The sequence below is a fragment of the Pelagerythrobacter rhizovicinus genome, from assembly GCF_004135625.1.
GTDB lineage: Bacteria > Pseudomonadota > Alphaproteobacteria > Sphingomonadales > Sphingomonadaceae > Pelagerythrobacter > Pelagerythrobacter rhizovicinus.
On record NZ_SDPV01000002.1, the window covers coordinates 1051146 to 1067849 of the forward strand.

General features: G+C 61.6%; 16 protein-coding genes. 11 read left to right on the plus strand and 5 right to left on the minus strand.

Features of this window, described 5'->3' with window-relative positions:
• Nucleotides 1-28: 28 nt before the first annotated feature.
• From ETX26_RS12900 to ETX26_RS12935, 8 genes are all read left to right on the plus strand, one after another.
• Nucleotides 29-1189: a hypothetical protein gene (locus ETX26_RS12900; protein WP_129525062.1), complete on the plus strand. Its 1161-nt coding sequence runs from the start codon at nt 29-31 to the stop codon at nt 1187-1189.
• A complete protein-coding gene (locus tag ETX26_RS12905; RefSeq protein WP_129525063.1) occupies nt 1182-2405 on the plus strand; it encodes a hypothetical protein in 1224 nt (407 codons plus the stop codon). The genes ETX26_RS12900 and ETX26_RS12905 overlap by 8 nt, the downstream gene beginning before the upstream one ends.
• 22 nt (nt 2406-2427) lie before the next feature.
• Complete coding sequence (locus ETX26_RS12910; protein ID WP_165271772.1) at nt 2428-3714, plus strand: hypothetical protein; 1287 nt, start codon at nt 2428-2430, stop codon at nt 3712-3714.
• Nucleotides 3715-3723: 9 nt separating this feature from the next.
• Nucleotides 3724-4944 (plus strand): glycosyltransferase family 4 protein, encoded by a 1221-nt coding sequence (locus tag ETX26_RS12915; RefSeq protein WP_129525065.1) that lies wholly within the window; start codon nt 3724-3726, stop codon nt 4942-4944.
• Entirely contained in the window at nt 4941-5537 is a 597-nt protein-coding gene (locus ETX26_RS12920; protein WP_129525066.1) for a sugar transferase, read from the plus strand. Before ETX26_RS12915 ends, ETX26_RS12920 begins: the two co-directional genes overlap by 4 nt.
• Nucleotides 5534-6166, plus strand: a complete 633-nt coding sequence (locus tag ETX26_RS12925) for a NeuD/PglB/VioB family sugar acetyltransferase (protein WP_129525067.1) — start codon at nt 5534-5536, stop codon at nt 6164-6166. Before ETX26_RS12920 ends, ETX26_RS12925 begins: the two co-directional genes overlap by 4 nt.
• A 1-nt stretch (nt 6167) precedes the next feature.
• Complete coding sequence (locus tag ETX26_RS12930) at nt 6168-7382, plus strand: DegT/DnrJ/EryC1/StrS family aminotransferase (protein WP_129525068.1); 1215 nt, start codon at nt 6168-6170, stop codon at nt 7380-7382.
• Between the two features lie 86 nt (nt 7383-7468).
• Nucleotides 7469-7894 (plus strand): hypothetical protein, encoded by a 426-nt coding sequence (locus ETX26_RS12935; RefSeq protein WP_129525069.1) that lies wholly within the window; start codon nt 7469-7471, stop codon nt 7892-7894.
• Nucleotides 7895-7963: 69 nt separating this feature from the next.
• Here the strand turns inward: ETX26_RS12935 and ETX26_RS12940 are convergent, their stop codons facing one another.
• The 4 genes from ETX26_RS12940 to ETX26_RS12955 all read right to left on the minus strand — a co-directional run bounded on the left by ETX26_RS12940 (nt 7964) and on the right by ETX26_RS12955 (nt 12972).
• Nucleotides 7964-9427, minus strand: coding sequence for a putative sugar O-methyltransferase (locus ETX26_RS12940; RefSeq protein ID WP_129525070.1), 1464 nt, complete (start codon nt 9425-9427; stop codon nt 7964-7966).
• Nucleotides 9428-10116: 689 nt separating this feature from the next.
• Nucleotides 10117-10923, minus strand: a complete 807-nt coding sequence (gene fabI, locus ETX26_RS12945) for an enoyl-ACP reductase FabI (protein WP_129525071.1) — start codon at nt 10921-10923, stop codon at nt 10117-10119.
• Nucleotides 10920-11981: a YihY/virulence factor BrkB family protein gene (locus ETX26_RS12950; RefSeq protein WP_129525072.1), complete on the minus strand. Its 1062-nt coding sequence runs from the start codon at nt 11979-11981 to the stop codon at nt 10920-10922. Before ETX26_RS12950 ends, fabI begins: the two co-directional genes overlap by 4 nt.
• Nucleotides 11982-12009: 28 nt before the next feature.
• A complete protein-coding gene (locus tag ETX26_RS12955) occupies nt 12010-12972 on the minus strand; it encodes a DnaJ C-terminal domain-containing protein (protein ID WP_129525073.1) in 963 nt (320 codons plus the stop codon).
• Between the two features lie 209 nt (nt 12973-13181).
• Here ETX26_RS12955 and pdxH point away from each other — a divergent pair, with 209 nt between their 5' ends.
• Genes pdxH through ETX26_RS12970 form a run of 3 tightly spaced genes read left to right on the plus strand, consistent with a single transcriptional unit; the run spans nt 13182 to nt 15531 of the window.
• Nucleotides 13182-13787 carry a pyridoxamine 5'-phosphate oxidase gene (gene pdxH, locus ETX26_RS12960; RefSeq protein ID WP_129525074.1) on the plus strand — a complete coding sequence of 202 codons (606 nt, stop codon included), beginning with the start codon at nt 13182-13184 and terminating at the stop codon, nt 13785-13787.
• A 14-nt stretch (nt 13788-13801) separates the two neighbouring features.
• A complete protein-coding gene (locus ETX26_RS12965) occupies nt 13802-14740 on the plus strand; it encodes a cation diffusion facilitator family transporter (protein ID WP_129525385.1) in 939 nt (312 codons plus the stop codon).
• A complete protein-coding gene (locus tag ETX26_RS12970; RefSeq protein WP_129525075.1) occupies nt 14737-15531 on the plus strand; it encodes a PhzF family phenazine biosynthesis protein in 795 nt (264 codons plus the stop codon). The genes ETX26_RS12965 and ETX26_RS12970 overlap by 4 nt, the downstream gene beginning before the upstream one ends.
• A gap of 13 nt (nt 15532-15544) precedes the next feature.
• Here the strand turns inward: ETX26_RS12970 and ETX26_RS12975 are convergent, their stop codons facing one another.
• On the minus strand, nt 15545-16681 hold the full coding sequence (locus ETX26_RS12975; RefSeq protein WP_129525076.1) for a serine hydrolase domain-containing protein: 1137 nt from the start codon (nt 16679-16681) through the stop codon (nt 15545-15547).
• Nucleotides 16682-16704 lie beyond the last annotated feature (23 nt).

The window sequence follows — 16704 nt, forward strand, 5'->3', positions numbered from 1 at the left end:
TCGCCACTGATCAATTGGAGTGGAGCGCTTGCTGCGTCTTCTTTTTCAAAGAGGGGTAACCCTTCTCCTGCGGCCCGCGGCTTTGCTAGCGGAGGGGTTCCTCATTCCGGATGCGAACGTACTTGTCTTCGTGCTGCCCGCAGCTGCGATGGCGCTGACATTGTCATCCATTCCGGTGCATCTCGATTTCTTCCGAATGGCGAGCCATGCCACCAGTACCAGGGTGGAAAGGAACTACATTTCCGGTCTTATAATTCTCTCGTTCATCAGCATTGTATTGCTCGCAGGGCTGCTGTTTCTATCGAAGTCTAGTCTTGGGATCGGTTTTGCGATAATTGCGACGTTTATTTCTGAAAAGTTTGCGGACGAGCTTACGCGATTCTATGAATTCAACAAGAAGTACTCGTTATGGTTCGTTGCGCAGATGTCCCGTAGCATGTGGCTCTTCATACCTATTGGGTTGGCTCTAGCGGGCATTCATTACATCATCTCCTTTTGCGCACTCGCTTCCGTCGCTGCGGTCGTACTCGCTTGGCGCTTCTTTTCCGCGACGGGACTGCGTCCAGTTTGGAACCGGGGTGGCTTCATGCTCATAAAGGCAAATGTGCCGTTCCTTGGCAGTTCTGCGCTTCTGGCCTGCCACCGGCAGGTGCCTCGCCTCTTTGTGGCTTTCTTGTTTCCGCAGGTCGCCCACGTATTCCAAGCATTGGCGCAGCTAGGACAAGGCGTGTCCTTGATATTCAATGTGCGGTATCAGATACCATATCGCAAAGTGATTGCGCGACGACCCCTTACTTTTGAGCGCCTCTTTCGTCGGCCCTTCCTGCGGATCGGTGGACTGTCCCTAGTCGGCGCAGCGCTCGGATTGATTATCGGCGATTCTTCCTACTATTCGATTGGGGCGTTTGCGTGGGTCGGCCTGGGGATCGCGATGTTGGCGGATGCTCTCGCTTTCTCGCTACTGGCGACCTATCTGGGGTTGATGTCGTGGTTTCTGGCACCTTCTCAAGCGCTACCAACTCTGCTGAAAATGGCCGTGTTCTTCCTAGTGGCGTTCTTCTCGACTTATGGTGCATGGGTTTTTCTCGATGGCCCGCTGGTTCTTGCGCCGATTTTTACAACGCTCCTATCCTTGGGATCGATTGCATTGATCAAGGGGCGTCATTTGGACGGGAAGCATCATGCGTGAAGGTCGATCCGCTACCCGAAGCGCTGCCTCAAATGGGCCTCCGCATGAGAACATCCTTCACGCAACGGAAGGTCTTGCTAGGGTCGCGAGGGAGAATACGACTAAGCTCATAGCTGTACTTTTCTTTCAAGAAGCTATATGGCTAGGGCTTAACAGAATAGTTAATAGGGGTCACACATTCTATATAACATCGGAGTTCTATACTCCGATGTTTCTTATGTTGATCGCTCTGGCCGGGATATACACATTTCTTGGGTGGGTGTTCTCTAGGGGAATTACTTCGTTCCCGAGAATATATGTGCGTCCGAGGGCCATGACGCTGACTTTCCTGGTCGCGATTGTCGCGAATGTTCTGGCTGCGGGCTTCTTGGCGGAGGGTGCTCGCTATAATTCCGGGGAACTGACTGGCGTCACGGGGGTCATCTATGCCATTGCGCGGGCTGCGTCCTTGATGGTCATGGTGCTCGCCATCAAAGGTAGATACGGGCGTGGATCACCGGCCAACACCTTTCTGCTAATCGCATTTGTGGTCAGTATGGCCATAACAATTGATGGTTTGGCGATAGCTCTGACCATATCGGCGTTCTTGTGTGTATTGCTTAGGGTAAAGACATCCCATGATATCCTGCTAGGGATTCTTGCATTTGTCCTAGTTGGTACTGCATTTTACATTGGATTTTGGTCTAAGTTCTCAGTGATTCCTGCATATCTAACGCCCGAATTTGCCTTCCGATGGTCAATATCAAGGATGTCTATATCCGCTGAGAGCCTCTACAAGTATTTATCTGGGGAGAGCATGTTTAATGACTCTATGGCTTATCTGGATGTTATCCAAAGGTCATATCTGAATCGCTATAATGTCATAATGGGTGAGGGATTTGTGCCGAGCTTCCCCCGCTCGGTGTCTGAGGGATTTTACATGGACATGTACCGGGTGCCAGGAGCTGGATCGAGCCCCGGATTCTACCTTGGCATCCTCCTTCATGGCTTGTTTTCTCCACTATTCTTGCTTGCGTTCACATGGATGTTTATGCAGCTATTCTATGGCATAAGAACATCCTTTGGATACGTTCGTATATTTGCTCTATCTCTGATATTGAAGGTCGTGCATGGCAACGTGACAGAGTATATAATAGTTCTCTCGCCAAGCATAATGATCGTTGTGTTGTTTATCCTAGCGTGTCTCATCGAGGTACGTGATGGTAAGGCGCGGTGACGGTGAGGGTGTACTCGGGGTGATGCTTGATGCGTTTAATGCAATGATCGAGCGTTCGAGCGCGTTCTTCGCCAACGAGCGCTATCAAGGAATTGCAGGGGGCATTTCCGCTAGGCGACCGATATTCAAGGTGCTCTTCCCCATAGTACGTTGGGCTTCTCGATCCCGACTCGGGAATTTAGTTCTGCTCGTGATTGCGTTACTGCTTTACAGGGCCATCAGGGTTCCCTCGGGCGAGGCACTGTTCCAAATTGGTTTGTCGCAGAATAATGAGCGAGCTTTTCGCCGCATCAATGAGGCCTCGGCACGCCAGCAATGGAGCGCCTCGATCAATGGCTCGCCAGTTCAGCTCAGCACACGGCTCAGGAGTTTGTTACATCTTTCGCTCCTTTGGCGACTCGCTGGAAAGTTGCAGCAGAGGGAGGGAAACGGGCCGTTTGCACACGTGCAGCTAGTGCTCACGTTGACCGCATGGACGATATTTAGAACCAGTGATTTTCGCGGCGTTCAATGCGTCTGCATAGCGAGTGACCATTCCCCCGCCGCGTTCGCACTGGTTAGCATTGCCCAAGACAGGGGGCTTAAAACATGTTACGTACAACATGCACCAGTCGCTGATTATTTTCCGCCGTTAATATACGATCTCTCAATATTGTTCGACAGGGCGTCTCGGGCGAAATATGAGGCTAGTGCCGCTAATCATAGGACAACGAACAAAGGGCGCGTAATTATTCTTCCTCCGTTTGATGAGGAAGCGTCGCTTCCAGATCTTCCGCACCGTCCTGCCTACAGGATAGGATTGTGCCTCAGCTATCTTTGGGACACCGCCGGGGTCGGGAAGCTTGTGCTGGAGTTGCTAGATCATCCCTCGGTGGAGTCTATCCGCTTACGGCGGCATCCTCGCTGCAAAGCGAGTTTGGCAACGCTGCTGCGTGACAAACGGGTCACGGAATCTCGATCCACCCGCCTCGCAGAGTTCGCTCAAGAATGCGATATAGCGCTCGTCCCCAACAGTGGTGTGGCGATCGAGTTACTCCATCTAGGGCGGCCGGTAATGTACACTCCAGGTACTGATTTTATTGCCAATGATTACTATGGGTTCGTGCGCGAGGGAATCATTCCGCTTTTCCGAGGAGAATGGCTGACTGCACCAAAGCAACTACGACGGTTCTTCGGGGACGAATGGAAAGAACGGTATGCCGCCTTCGATGAAACAATTGCCGAGCCGTTGGAGGTATCGCGAACGCGCGCCGGAAAGGCCTTCCGAGATCTCGTGGAAACACCGCGTCCGGGATTCGCGAGAGGGTAGCGCTGGATCGTGCACATCCTCTACTTCCACCAACATTTCTCCACCCCGCGCGGCGCGACCGGTATCCGGTCCTACGAGATGGCGCGACGGCTGCTGCATCATGGACACCGGGTAACTATTGTTTGCGGTAGCTACGGCGGAGGAAAAACCGGGTTGGAGGGCCCGTTTTGCAGCGGCGTTCGACGGGGCCTTGTCGATGGCATCGGCGTGATCGAGTTCGACCTCTCCTACTCCAACAGCGATGGCTTCCTGAAACGTAGCGGAACATTCCTGAAATACGCGTGGGGCAGTCTCCAGATCGCGCTGAGCGAGCAGTATGATCTTGCCTTTGCCACCACCACGCCGTTGACAGCGGGCCTTCCAGCCATCGCGGCGCGGTGTTTGCGCCGGAAGCCTTTTGTTTTCGAGGTTCGCGATCTGTGGCCTGAGCTCCCGAAAGCGATGGGCGTGATTACTAATCCGCTAGTGCTGACTGTGATGTCGGCGCTAGAATGGGTGTCCTACCGAAGCGCTGAGCGCTGTGTCGCGCTCGCGCCAGGAATTTCCGAGGGCATTGCACGACGAGGAGTCGAGGCATCTGCGATCGCCACCATTCCCAACGGCTGCGACATCGAGATATTCCGTTCGTCGCCGTCACGTTGGCGCCCTGAGGGAGTGCACGAGGACGATCTTCTTGCGATCTTCACGGGCACCCACGGCATCGCCAACGGCCTCGACGCGGTGCTTGATGCCGCCGGTGTGCTGCAGCGGCGCGGGAGAAGCGACATAAAGTTGGCGCTCGTTGGCGATGGGCGGTTGAAATCCGCATTGCAGGAGCGCGCCGAGCGCGAGGGGCTGCGCAACGTGATTTTCCACCCACCCGTCGACAAGCAGCGTCTGGCGGGCTTGATGGCCGCGGCCGACTTGGGAATGCAGGTTCTCGCGAATGTTCCAGCTTTCTACTACGGGACCTCGCCGAACAAGTTCTTCGACTATATCGCGGCCGGACTGCCGGTCCTGAACAACTACCCGGGATGGCTGGCGGAGATGATCGAGGCAGGAGGATGCGGCCTGGTCGTACCGCCAGATAATGCGTCAGCGTTTGCCGATGCGCTGGAACGTGCGGCGGATGATCGTAGTGTGTTGAAGGCGATGGCGGAGCGTGCCGCGGACTTGGCCGAGCGGGAGTTCCAGCGTCAAAGGCTTGCCGATCAATGGGTAGCCTGGGTCACGGAAGGGCGGAGAACATGAAGCGCCTGACGGACATCGCGATAGCGGGGAGCGCGCTCCTTCTGTTGCTTCCTCTGCTTATTGTTCTCTCGCTGCTGATCCGGTCCAAGATGGGTTCGCCAGCGATCTTTCGACAGGTTCGACCAGGCCTCGACGGCGTGCCGTTTGAGATGTTGAAGTTCCGCACCATGCGCGACGCAGTCGACGGTCATGGTGCACAACTGCCTGATGCAGACCGGCTCACGCCCTTCGGCAGCTTCCTCCGCTCAACCAGTCTCGACGAGTTGCCAAGTCTGTGGAACGTGCTGAAGGGCGACATGAGTTTGGTGGGCCCTCGGCCGCTCTTGATGGAGTACCTGCCCCGTTACAGCGCCGAACAGGCCAGGCGGCATGAGGTGCGCCCGGGACTCACCGGCTGGGCGCAAGTCAACGGACGGAACGCCCTCAGCTGGGAAGAGAAGTTCGCCCTCGACGTATGGTATGTCGACAATCGAAGCATGAAGCTCGATCTGCAGATACTGTGGCTGACGGTCCTGAAGGTTCTCCAGCGCGATGGCATCAGCGCGGACGGGGAGGCAACTATGGCCAAATTCCAAGGCACGCCCAAATCGTGAAGCCACTGTACGGCGTCTATGGCGCGAGCGGTTGCGGTAGGGGCGTCATGCCCTTGCTCCGGCGGCAGCTTGCAACCGCGGACGTGGAGCTCGTCTTTATCGATGACGATCCTGCGGCCGACGCTGCCAATGGCCATCCAATCTGGACCTTCGATCGTTTCGCGAGTGAGCCTGCGTCACAGCGGCTCGCCGCTTTGGCAGTTGCGAATGCAGGCGTTCGTGAAATGCTCGACCAGCGCTGTCGATCTGCAGGCATTGATGTCATCGGCGTCTCCGCCGGCAACGTCGTCGTCATGGACGACGTCGAGATCGGCCCCGGCGCCTTGCTCTCACCCTTTGTCACCCTGACCTCGAACATTCGCATCGGCCGCTGCTTTCACGGTAACTTGTACTCCTACGTCGAACACGACTGCGTGATAGGAGATTACGTCACCTTCGCCCCGGGAGTACGTTGCAATGGCAACGTGACGATTGGTAGCCATGCCTACATCGGATCGGGCGCGATCATCCGCCAAGGTATCTCGATCGGTGCCAGCGCAACCGTCGGAATGGGCGCTGTGGTGACGAAGGACGTACCGCCCGGCGTCACCGTTATCGGCAACCCAGCCCGGATCATGGAAAAGAAATGAAATGCTGAACACCGCCTTCGCCCGTTGGCCCAGCTTTACCGAGGAGGAGGTGAACGCGGCTTCCGCGGTGCTGCGCTCCAATCGCGTCAATTATTGGACGGGCGAGGAATGCCGTCAGTTCGAACGCGAATTCGCGAAGTGGTCGGAATGTGCGCATGCCATCGCGCTGGCCAACGGGACGGTCGCGCTGGATCTCGCGCTGCACGGGCTGGGAATCGGCGCGGCGAATGGCGGCTCGCCTACCGACGAGGTTATCGTTACCCCGCGGACGTTCCTCGCCTCGGTCAGCTGCGTGGTCAACGCGGGCGCCGTTCCGGTATTTGCCGATGTCGAGCGCGACAGCGGGAATATCTCAGCGGCGACCATCGCGCCCCATCTGACCGATCGTACCCGTGCGATCATCGTCGTCCATCTCGCCGGCTGGCCGGCGGACATGGATCCGATCATGGCGCTTGCAGAACCGCGCGGCATCAAGGTGATCGAGGACTGCGCACAGGCCCACGGCGCGCGCTACAAGGGGCGCAGCGTCGGATCGATTGGCCATGTCGGTGCCTGGTCCTTCTGTCAGGACAAGATCATGACCACCGGAGGCGAGGGAGGTATGGTTACGACCAACGATCCGGACCTCTGGTCGCGCATGTGGTCGTTCAAGGACCATGGGAAGAGCTGGGAGGCGGTATACGAGCGATCGCACCCGCCCGGCTTCCGCTGGGTGCACGAGAGCTTCGGGACGAACTGGCGGATGATCGAAATTCAGGCTGCGATCGGCCGTATCCAGCTCCGGAGAATGCCCGGCTGGACGGCCGCCAGGACGCGGAATGCCGATGTCCTCTATCAAGCGCTTGCGCCGCATTCCGGTGCGGAAGGCATTGTCCGGACCCCCGCGATCGGCGACCGCGGGAGCGTGCACGCACAGTACAAGTTCTACGCCTATGTCCAGCCGGAGCGGCTCGCACCCGGCTGGGACAGAGACCGGATCGTCGCCGAGATCGTAGCCGGCGGCGTGCCGTGCTTCCAGGGCAGTTGCTCCGAAGTCTATCTTGAGAAAGCCTTCGACGGCACCGATCTGAGGCCGCCCGAGCGGCTCCCGACCGCTCGCGAGCTGGGAGAGACGAGCCTCATGTGGCTGGTCCATCCGACGCTGACTGAAGATGAGCTCCGCAGAACGGCTGAGGTCAGCGCCGTGGTTCTGGAACGCGCCACCGGGCAGGGCTAACCGCGCGTGGGCTGCGGGTAGACGAAACGCCCCGCATCGCCGCACCCCCATTGCCTCCCCACATGCCCCCTCCTATGTCGCGCCCGATGGAAATCGGCTCGTTCTTCATGGCGCTCGCGGCGCAGGCCGATCCGTGGATCGTTCGCATCGCGGCCGAGTGGATCGGCTGGAAGCTGTGGATCTCCAACTGGACAGGCATCAGCCATCCGGTCCTGCACGCCTATTTCGGACTGCTGCTGCAGATTCTCGCGGCCGCCTTCATGCGGCGGGGACTGGCGAGCGCCTGGCCATGGCTGTTCGTGTTCGTCCTCGAGATCGGCAACGAGCTGCTCGATTGGTCGCGGGCGCTGGCTTACGGTTCGATCCGGGAGGCGCTCGTTATAGAAACCGGCTGGGACATCCTGTTCACCATGGCGCTGCCGACCGTCCTGCTCGTCCTCGCGCGCAGCTTTCCGCGGCTCGGCCTCGGCGAGCGAACCCCGCCGGTCGCCGCGGCCTGCGAGAGCGATTAGAGCCGTTCCCACTCAGTCGAAGCTGCATAGCGTGTGCGGGGCGTTCGGCGCATTCATCGGTGGGGAGTGTCAAGCCACCCGGGACACCCTTGGTCCTCGACCCTCACGCAGATTCAATACGATGTTCTTCAGATGAACCAAGGCCGATTTACGCAAGCCTCTATAGGGACGGGACACCGCTTCCACCATGGGTTTGCGTAAATGCCAAAGTAGCGCCCCCTGAAACGTGCGGGTCGGATCTAGTTTCATGGTTCGCAGCAGGAACTCCGTGCGAAAACCATTCCGAAAAGACTGCGTAAAACGAAGGCGCCCCCCCTGCCGCGACAGCACGAAAAGCGTGATCGCTTCAGCTGCAGCTGACTTAGAAGCGCGAAGGTACCTTTCAAGAAGTTCTGTGCGTTGACCGCGGTTCACCAACTCGATTCCTTGGAGATAGTCGAGCGTAGCCGCGAGATCGGGATCCGTGGGTCGCCAATCGTGTAGTTCGCCGCGATAAGTGCGATCGACCACGTCGAGAAAACGCCGGTCGTCATCGCTCATGGTTTCTGTGGCGATGCGCTGACCGAGCGCAACTACCTCCCCGTGGATGCCCGACCGAATGATTTCGCCGTAGACATCGAGATGAGTCGGGTCGAACGCCTGATTGCCAGATTTTTTCCTAAGGACGACAACGTGGTGGTGGTGATCGAAGATCAGGCTCGGGAACAGGGTCGGCTTGAGTGTTTCGAGATCAAATCGCTCGTAGCCGAAATCGCTGACCTTCTGCACCGTTGCCGGTGTGTGGCGATGTGCATTCTTCAAATATGCAAAACCATCGTCGGAGAGGGAGGACGCCACGAACGTGACATAGGCCTGCGCAACGGCTGCGGGCATCTCTCCAAAGCTGTCGCAGTTGATCACAACGTCAAACTTTTGGCCTGCGATCTCATCGATCTGCTGCGGAATGAGAAAATTCAGTGCCTTCCGAAAGCTGAAGTCTTGGCAGGTGTTGCCTCGAAGTTCGGGGAAATTGCTACGGAGATAATAGCTCGAGAGGAGAAGGTTATCCGGCAGGTCCACGATCGTGTATGACTCAACGAATCCTGAAGCTGTTATCTGCTGTGCCATGCCCCCGTAGCCAGCGCCTATTTCGAGGACGTGGACCCTGCGGCCCAGCCGCTCAATTAGCGGAATGATGTCCAACGTCCGTGAGAAATTCTGTAGATAGGCGACATCAGCCCTTCTTCCGTTGACCTCCAGAGATCCGGGGCATCCTATGTCAGGTTGGGACGGGAAGTCCTGCTCTCTGTAGTACTCTTCGTAGAAGCGGCGGTAGAATGTTCTGAGGTGATCCGGAATCTTGATTGCGACACCGGCAGTTGAGTCGTTGTCCTCAGATAGGAGCTTGGCGACGGTCTCGTAGCGATAGCCATTGGTGCGTTTTGCTAAGTGATCTTGCCAAATTTCTGAAATACCGCTGTAATCATTATCAGCGCAGCAAATCAGTGCACTGTTGATAGCTTTGCGTGTCGAGATAAAAGCTGCCTTATCCATCCCGCTCCTCCCGCCTTTCGTGAGACCGAAATATATTTGTGAAGTGATGCTGGCAAGTCAGCGTTCCCTAGTACTCCAACTTCAGGACAGGTCACGTACGGTTAGCGCTGACATTCGGCGGTAGTTTACATCGCTGGCCTTCGTTGGAGCCTTTTTGCAATCGCGCCCGCATTCTTTGTACGCCGTCAAAGCTCCCAGGCACCCCGCCGGGAACGCGCCGTTGCGAATATCGATGAAAGATGAAAGCGGTTGACGTGTTGACGTAGTTTGTCCGTCACCGGGAAGAAAGGACAGTCAACCTCGGCAGGGACGCTTGCCAACCTCGACCACCCACGCCGTGAGGAGAAGCTCGATCTCTCGACGGTCGTGGAATGCGCGGCTCTTGGTCGCGGTTGCGAGTTGATCGGGGCGAAAACTATCCCGTCGTTTGACGTGGAAGTTTGCGCAGTGGTCTCCCGTCAACTCGCTTTTGTCCGACGTTTGCTCTCTTACGCGCTTGCAGACCTCGCGATCCGCAAAAGCTGACGGCCTCGCTCGCCTTTATGATCTCACAGCTCGTTCTGCAGCAGCACGTGAGTGCAGCAACAAAGGAGGCGATGGTCGACGTGTTACCAAACTCTAAGCACGGCCTACCGTCTATGGTCGAAATCTATCCAGGAGTTGGTAGCAGATCAGTGATAGCTGAAGCCCTACCGGTCCAGCGCGATGTCCGGCGCGTCTTCCTGTTTCATGCCGACCACGTGGTAGCCCGCGTCGACGTGGTGCACCTCGCCGGTGACGCCCGAGGACAGGTCGGACAGCAAGTACAGCCCCGATCCGCCGACGTCCTCGATCGTGACGTTGCGGCGCAGCGGAGAGTTCAGCTCGTTCCACTTGAGGATGTAGCGGAAGTCGCCGATCCCGCTCGCCGCCAGGGTCTTGATCGGACCGGCGCTGATCGCGTTCACGCGGATATTGTCGGGGCCGAGGTCGTTGGCGAGATATTGCACGCTGGTCTCGAGTGCGGCCTTGGCAACGCCCATGACGTTGTAGTGCGGGATGACCTTTTCCGCGCCGTAGTAGGTCAGCGTCAGGATGCTGCCGCCGTTGGGCATCATCGCCGCCGCCCGCTTGGTCACCGCCACGAGGCTGTAGGCCGAGATGTTCATCGTCATCAGGAAGTTCTCGAGGCTGGTGTCGACGTACTTCCCGCGCAGCTCGTTCTTGTCGGAAAAACCGATCGCATGGACCACGAAGTCGATCGTCTCCCAGCGGCTCTTCAGTGTCTCGAACGCGGCGTCGAGCGCGGCCATGTCGGACACGTCGCACTCGAAGGTGAAATCCGACCCGAGCTGCTCGGCCAGCGGCTTCACGCGCTTCGCCAGCGCCTCGCCCTGATAGGTGAACGCCAGTTCCGCGCCGTGCTCGCGCAGCTTCTGCGCGATGCCCCAGGCCAGCGACTTGTCGTTGGCGAGACCCATGATCAGCCCGCGCTTGCCAGCCATCAACCCGCTCATCTCGTTTCCTCTTTCTGCTCTTCTGCCAAGGCGCGTTCCTTTTCCGCCGCCGCGCGGCGCGCCGCCGCCCGTCTGCGATTGTCGGCCTGGCCGATACGGTTCTCCTCTTCCTCGGGAGTCTCGGCCATGGCGGCGTTGAGTTCGGCGCCGATAACCATCCCTAGGCCGACGAGGTAGAAAAAGAAAAGCGCGATCATGATACCGGCCAGGCTGCCGTAGGTCAGATCGTAGCTGAAGAAGCTGCGGATCGCCGGCGGCAGCGCCACCGTCACCGCCACCCACCAGATCGTCGTCGCGAGCGCGCCCGGCCACTTGGGATAGCGGCGCTCGCGGTAGGCGCTCGGGGTCAGCGTCAGGAACAACAGGTAGAGCGATCCGAACAGGCCGAAGGCGGGGATCAGCCGCGAGAGCTGCAATTGCGAGATCACGTGCGAAAGCCACGGGAGATAGGCGTCGATCACTTCCTGCGCCGCGCCGATCACCACTTGCGCGATCAGCGAGAGCATCAGCAGGATCACCGCGGCCACGATCACGCCGGCGGAAAGCAGGCGGTATTTCCAGAACGCCTCGGTCGCCGCCGTGCCATAGGCGCGGCGCAGGATGTCGCGGATCGTTTCGATCAGGCTCGATACGGTCCATAGCGCCACCAGTCCGCCGGCCCACAGCAGCCAGCCGCTGCGCGCCTCGACCACCCGGCGCGCGACCGGCTCGATCACGTTGCCGACCATCGGGGGCAGGGCATAGAGCACGGCGTCGATCGTCGCCGCGCGCTCGCTTTCCTCGCCGATGAACGAGAAGATCGCCGCGCCGAGGATGAAGAAGGGGAAGATCGCCAGCATCGACATGTAGGCGAGGTTGCCGGCGTGGATGAAGCCGTCGTTGTAGGTGCCGACGAGCACGCGCTTTCCGACCTCAAACACGCGCGTCCCGGGGCCGACGTGCTGGACCACGCGCTCGCGCAGGCCAAGGCTGGCCTCGATCGCCTCCTTGCGCCGCTCCTCGGGCGAAAGCGTGTGACGGACGCGTTCCTGCGGTTCGGGGAGATCTTTCTCGCTCATCGGCCCGTTCGGTTGGCGGGAGCCCGGGTCAGATACCCAGGTCGGCGCGCGGGTTGCCGCCGTCCTGCCAACCTTCCAGCCTTTTGGCCAGTTCCGATACGTCGGCCGGCAGCGCGATCTCGAGCTGCACGAGCTGGTCGCCCCGCTGGCCGGACTTGGCCGAGAAGCCCTTGCCCTTGAGGCGCATCGTGGTGCCGCCGCTGGTGCCGGGCTTGATCGTCAGCATGACCGGGCCGTCGACCGTGGGGCAGCGGACCTTGGCGCCGTTCACCGCCTCGTCCAGCGTGATCGGCAGGTCCATGCGCACGTCGTCGCCGTCCCGGCGGAAGAACTTGTGGCGGTCGATCCCGATCGTGACGATCCCGTCGCCGGCGCCCCCCGGCCCCTGCTCGCCCTTGCCCTTGAGGCGCATCTGCGTGCCGTCCTCCACCCCGGCCGGCAGCTTGAGGTCGATCGTCTTGCCGTCGGCCAGGGTGATGCGCTGATCCTTGCGCGTCGCGGCGTCGACGAACGGCACGCGCAGGCGATAGGCGATGTCGGCGCCCTTGCGCGGCGGGGGCGGGCGGCGCTGCTGGCCGAAGCCGCCGCCCATGCCGCCGGATCGCCGCGCGCCTCCCATTCCGCCGCCGAACAGCCCTTCGAAGATGTCGCCCAGGTCGACGCCTTCGTCGGCAAACCCCTGGAAGTCCTCCGCACGAAAGCCGCGCTGGCCGCGGCCCGCGCCGCCGGAAAATCCGCCGCCGCCCATGCCGGCGAAGGGATTGGCCGGATTGCCGTCCGCGTCGATCTCACCGCGGTCGAAGCGGGCGCGCTTGTCCTTGTCGCTGAGCAGGTCGTAGGCCTGCGTGACTTGCGAGAAGCGCTCGGCAGCCGCCGGATTGTCCTTGTTGCGATCGGGGTGCAGCTCCTTGGCGAGCTTGCGGTAGGCGCTCTTGATGTCCTTCTCGGTCGCAGTGCGGGAAACACCGAGCGTTGCATAGGGATCGGCCATGGCGTGTTAGCTAGGTGCAACAGTCTCGCCGTGCAAGCGGCGTGGCGGCGGGAGAGGCTTTCCTCCGCGCATCCCCCGCGATAGGGCGGAACAAATATCGGCGCGGTTCGCGAGGCGGCCTCCTTGGAAAGGTCTCGCCCACGTGTGACTTTCGCGCAGGGAGGCGGCGGAGCGCGTCACAGGTGTCAACACTTAGTCAGGAAAGTCCAGTGGAAGCTGAACAGACTGCCCTTCCCGACAGCGATCCGCTGGCCCTGTTCGACGCCTGGCTGGCCGAGGCGCGGGAGGCCGAGCCGAACGACGCCAATGCCATGGCCCTCGCCACTGCCACTCCGGACGGCGCGCCGTCGGTGCGCATGGTCCTGCTCAAGGGGCACGGGTCGGGCGGATTCACCTTCTTCACCAATGCCCGGAGCCGCAAGGGCCAGGAAATCCGCGCCAATGCCCAGGCCGCGCTGCTGTTCCACTGGAAGAGCCTGCGGCGCCAGATCCGTATCGAGGGGTCCCTGATGGAGGTCAGTGCGGCCGAGGCCGACGCCTATTTCCGCTCGCGTCCATTCGTCAGCCAGCTCGGCTCGGCCGCGAGCGACCAGTCGCGCCCGCTCGACAGCCGCGCGACTTACGTTGCGCGGGTCGAGGCGCTGGAGGAGGCGTGCAAGGCGACCGGCGAGGTGCCGCGCCCGCCGCACTGGACGGGGTTCACCCTGCGGCCGCAGCAGATCGAGTTCTGGCTCGACCGCCCGAACCGTCTCCATGACCGCCGGCTCTTCACCCGCGAGGGCGAGGGCTGGTCGAGCACGCTGCTCTACCCGTGACCGACTCCGCCGCCATGGCCGCCGACCGCGCCGCGCTGACCCGCAGCGCCGCCTATGCCTCGATCGCGACGGCGCTGTTTCTCGCCGTGCTCAAGGGCTGGGCAACCTGGCGCACCGGTTCGAGCGCCATGCTCGGCAGCCTCGCGGACACCGCGCTCGACCTCGTCGCCAGCCTCGCCACGCTCGCCGGCGTGTGGGTCGCGGCGCAGCCGGCGGACGAGGAGCACCGCTTCGGCCACGGCAAGGCGGAGGCGCTGGCGGCGGTGTTCCAGGTCATGCTGATCGCGCTCTCCGCTTCGGGCATCGCGTTCCGGGCGGTCTCGCACCTGATCGAAGGCGGCGAGACCGCGGCGGCGGAGGAGGGGATCGCGGTTTCGCTGCTGGCGATCCTCGCGACGTTCGCCCTGCTGGCCTGGCAGCGCCACGTGATCCGCCGCACGGGCAGCCTGGCGGTCCGGACCGACAACGTCCACTACCAGTCGGACCTGCTGCTCAACCTCGCGGTGATCGCCGCGCTCGTGCTCGACCAGTATCTCGGCCTCTCGCGCGCGGACCCGCTGTTCGGCCTCGCGATCGCCGCCTGGCTGCTGTGGGGCGCCTGGCGGGCAGGGAGCGAGGCGATCGATCAGATCATGGACCGCGAATGGCCGGAGGATAAGCGCCAGCGCTTCGTCGAACGCGCCGCCCGCCACCCGGAACTGACCAACCTCCACGATCTTCGCACGCGCACGAGCGGCACGCGCGACTTTGTTCAATTTCACGTCGACCTTCCCGGCACCATGACCGTCGGCGAGGCGCACAAAATCATTGAACGGGTCGAAGCCGATCTGTGCAGTCATTTTCCCGAAATGGAGCTACTGATCCACATCGACCCGCAGGGCCATGTCGACGAACCGGACAACCCGCTCGCGGAGACCGACGAGTTCGAGAAGCTGGAGAAGGACGCGCGATGAAGCTGCCCTACTGGCATGTCGATGCCTTCGCCGACCGCCCGTTTGCCGGCAATCAGGCTGCGGTCATGCCGCTCGACGAATGGCTGCCCGACGATGTGCTGCAGGCGATCGGCGAGGAGAACAACTTCGCCGAAACCGCCTTCGTGGTGCGCGATGAAAGCGGTGCGGCGGACTGGGAGCTGCGCTGGTTCACCCCGGCCTGCGAGATCCGGCTTTGCGGCCACGCCACGCTCGCCAGTGGCCACGTGCTGCTCGGGCGCGACGGCAACGAGCGAGTGACGTTCCGCACCCGCAAGGCCGGCCTGTTGGAAGTGCGGCGGAGTGAAGCCGGCTACGAGCTTGCGCTGCCCGCGATTCCCACCGAACGCTCCGACTGGCCCGAGGCAGTCGAACTTCTCGGCGCGCGGCCGCGGGAGATCTGGCGCAGCCCCGACCGCTACGGGATCTATCTGTTCGGCAGCGAGGACGAGGTTCGCGCGCTCGCACCTGACCTGCGCGGCCTCGGCGCGCTGGGCGACGATCAGTTCATCTGCACCGCGCCGGGCCGGGACGTCGACGTGGTGAGCCGGGTCTTCGTGCCGGGCGGCGGAGTTGACGAGGACAGCGTCACCGGCTCCGCCCACGCGGCGCTTACGCCGTTCTGGGCGGCACGGCTGGGGCGGGAGAGCTTCACCGCCCACCAGGCGTCCCGCCGCGGCGGCGACCTTACCTGCCGCATCGATGAGAGCCGGGCCTGGCTCGGCGGCCGCTGCGTCACGGTGGTGGAGGGGACGTTCCACCTGAAGCGCTGAGTGCCGCACCGGCTCAGGTCGCCGGATAGAGCTCCATGATATCGGCGAGCTCCTGCAGCATTGCCTTGCGCTCCTGGGCATCCGAATGGCCGAGGCGGACGACCGTCAGCTTCTGCTCGGGCGAAACGAGGATGTACTGGCCCATGTGGCCGATCGCAGCGAACATCGTTTGGGGCGCGCGGTCCGGAAACAGCGGGTGATTCGCCCCCCCGCCCTCGTCGTCGAGCGGCCGGTTGAGCCAGGTCTGCATGCCGTAGTGCGAACTGCGCGGGCTGGGCGTGGTCATCGCCTCGATCCACTTACGCGGGACGAGCTGGACGCCCCGGTACGAACCCTTGTGGCGCAGAAAATCGCCGAAGCGTGCCCAGTCGCGCGCGCTGCCATGAATCAGGCTGCCGCCGATCAGCGTGCCGCTGGCATCGAATTCCGGCACCATGGAATCCATCGCCAGGGGGCCGAACAGACGCGTCTGGAGATAGTCCGCCACCGCCTGCCGCCGTGCCTCGGGATCGTCGCTGCGGGAGAGCGCCCGGGCTGCGATATCGGCCAGGATCACGCTCGTGGCGGAGGAGTACTCGAACTCCCGCCCCGGCTCGGCTTCGAGCGGCTGGCTCTCGGCCCAGTCGGCCATGTCGTCGCGCCCATCGAGGAACAACATCCGCACTTCGGACGACTCGTACGGCGGATCGCCCCCTTCGGTATGGCGCAGGCCGCTGCGCATCTGGAGCAGCTGGCGCAGAGTGATCTCGCCGCGCGGGTCGCCCGGGCGCTGCCAGCGGGGCACGGGGGGCGAGTCGTCGAGCGCGAGCCGTCCGTCGGCGACCAGCATGCCGATCATCACCGCCGTCACCGTCTTGGCCATCGACCAACTGACGAAGCGCGTATGCTCGTCGTAACCGGGCGCATAGCGCTCGGCTGCGATTTCGCCGCCGTGCATCACGATCAGTGCGCGGGTTTCGCCAAGTCCCTCCTTGACGAACAAGTCGTCCACCCGGCGGGCGAGCTGCTCGGTCGGCGCGCCGGGATTTTCGGTGACGGCGGCCAGCGCCTCCTCGGTCAGCGGCTCCGGCACGGGCGTGGCGTCGCTGCACGAGAGCAGGACTGGCAGCGAGGCGAGGCAGACGATAAGGGGGGCGGGCCGCAGGCGCATGCGGCGTTTCCTCGCGCAGCATG

Bases quoted from the DNA above. Each gene is read 5' to 3' on its own strand.
- ETX26_RS12975 (WP_129525076.1), bottom strand. From the start codon at position 16,681: ATGCGCCTGCGGCCCGCCCCCCTTATCGTCTGCCTCGCCTCGCTGCCA.
- fabI (WP_129525071.1), bottom strand. From the start codon at position 10,923: ATGAGCGGGTTGATGGCTGGCAAGCGCGGGCTGATCATGGGTCTCGCC.
- ETX26_RS12935 (WP_129525069.1), top strand. From the start codon at position 7,469: ATGGAAATCGGCTCGTTCTTCATGGCGCTCGCGGCGCAGGCCGATCCG.
- ETX26_RS12905 (WP_129525063.1), top strand. From the start codon at position 1,182: ATGCGTGAAGGTCGATCCGCTACCCGAAGCGCTGCCTCAAATGGGCCT.
- ETX26_RS12940 (WP_129525070.1), bottom strand. From the start codon at position 9,427: ATGGATAAGGCAGCTTTTATCTCGACACGCAAAGCTATCAACAGTGCA.
- ETX26_RS12965 (WP_129525385.1), top strand. From the start codon at position 13,802: ATGGCCGCCGACCGCGCCGCGCTGACCCGCAGCGCCGCCTATGCCTCG.
- ETX26_RS12930 (WP_129525068.1), top strand. From the start codon at position 6,168: ATGCTGAACACCGCCTTCGCCCGTTGGCCCAGCTTTACCGAGGAGGAG.
- ETX26_RS12910 (WP_165271772.1), top strand. From the start codon at position 2,428: ATGCTTGATGCGTTTAATGCAATGATCGAGCGTTCGAGCGCGTTCTTC.
- ETX26_RS12920 (WP_129525066.1), top strand. From the start codon at position 4,941: ATGAAGCGCCTGACGGACATCGCGATAGCGGGGAGCGCGCTCCTTCTG.
- ETX26_RS12970 (WP_129525075.1), top strand. From the start codon at position 14,737: ATGAAGCTGCCCTACTGGCATGTCGATGCCTTCGCCGACCGCCCGTTT.
- ETX26_RS12955 (WP_129525073.1), bottom strand. From the start codon at position 12,972: ATGGCCGATCCCTATGCAACGCTCGGTGTTTCCCGCACTGCGACCGAG.
- ETX26_RS12950 (WP_129525072.1), bottom strand. From the start codon at position 11,981: ATGAGCGAGAAAGATCTCCCCGAACCGCAGGAACGCGTCCGTCACACG.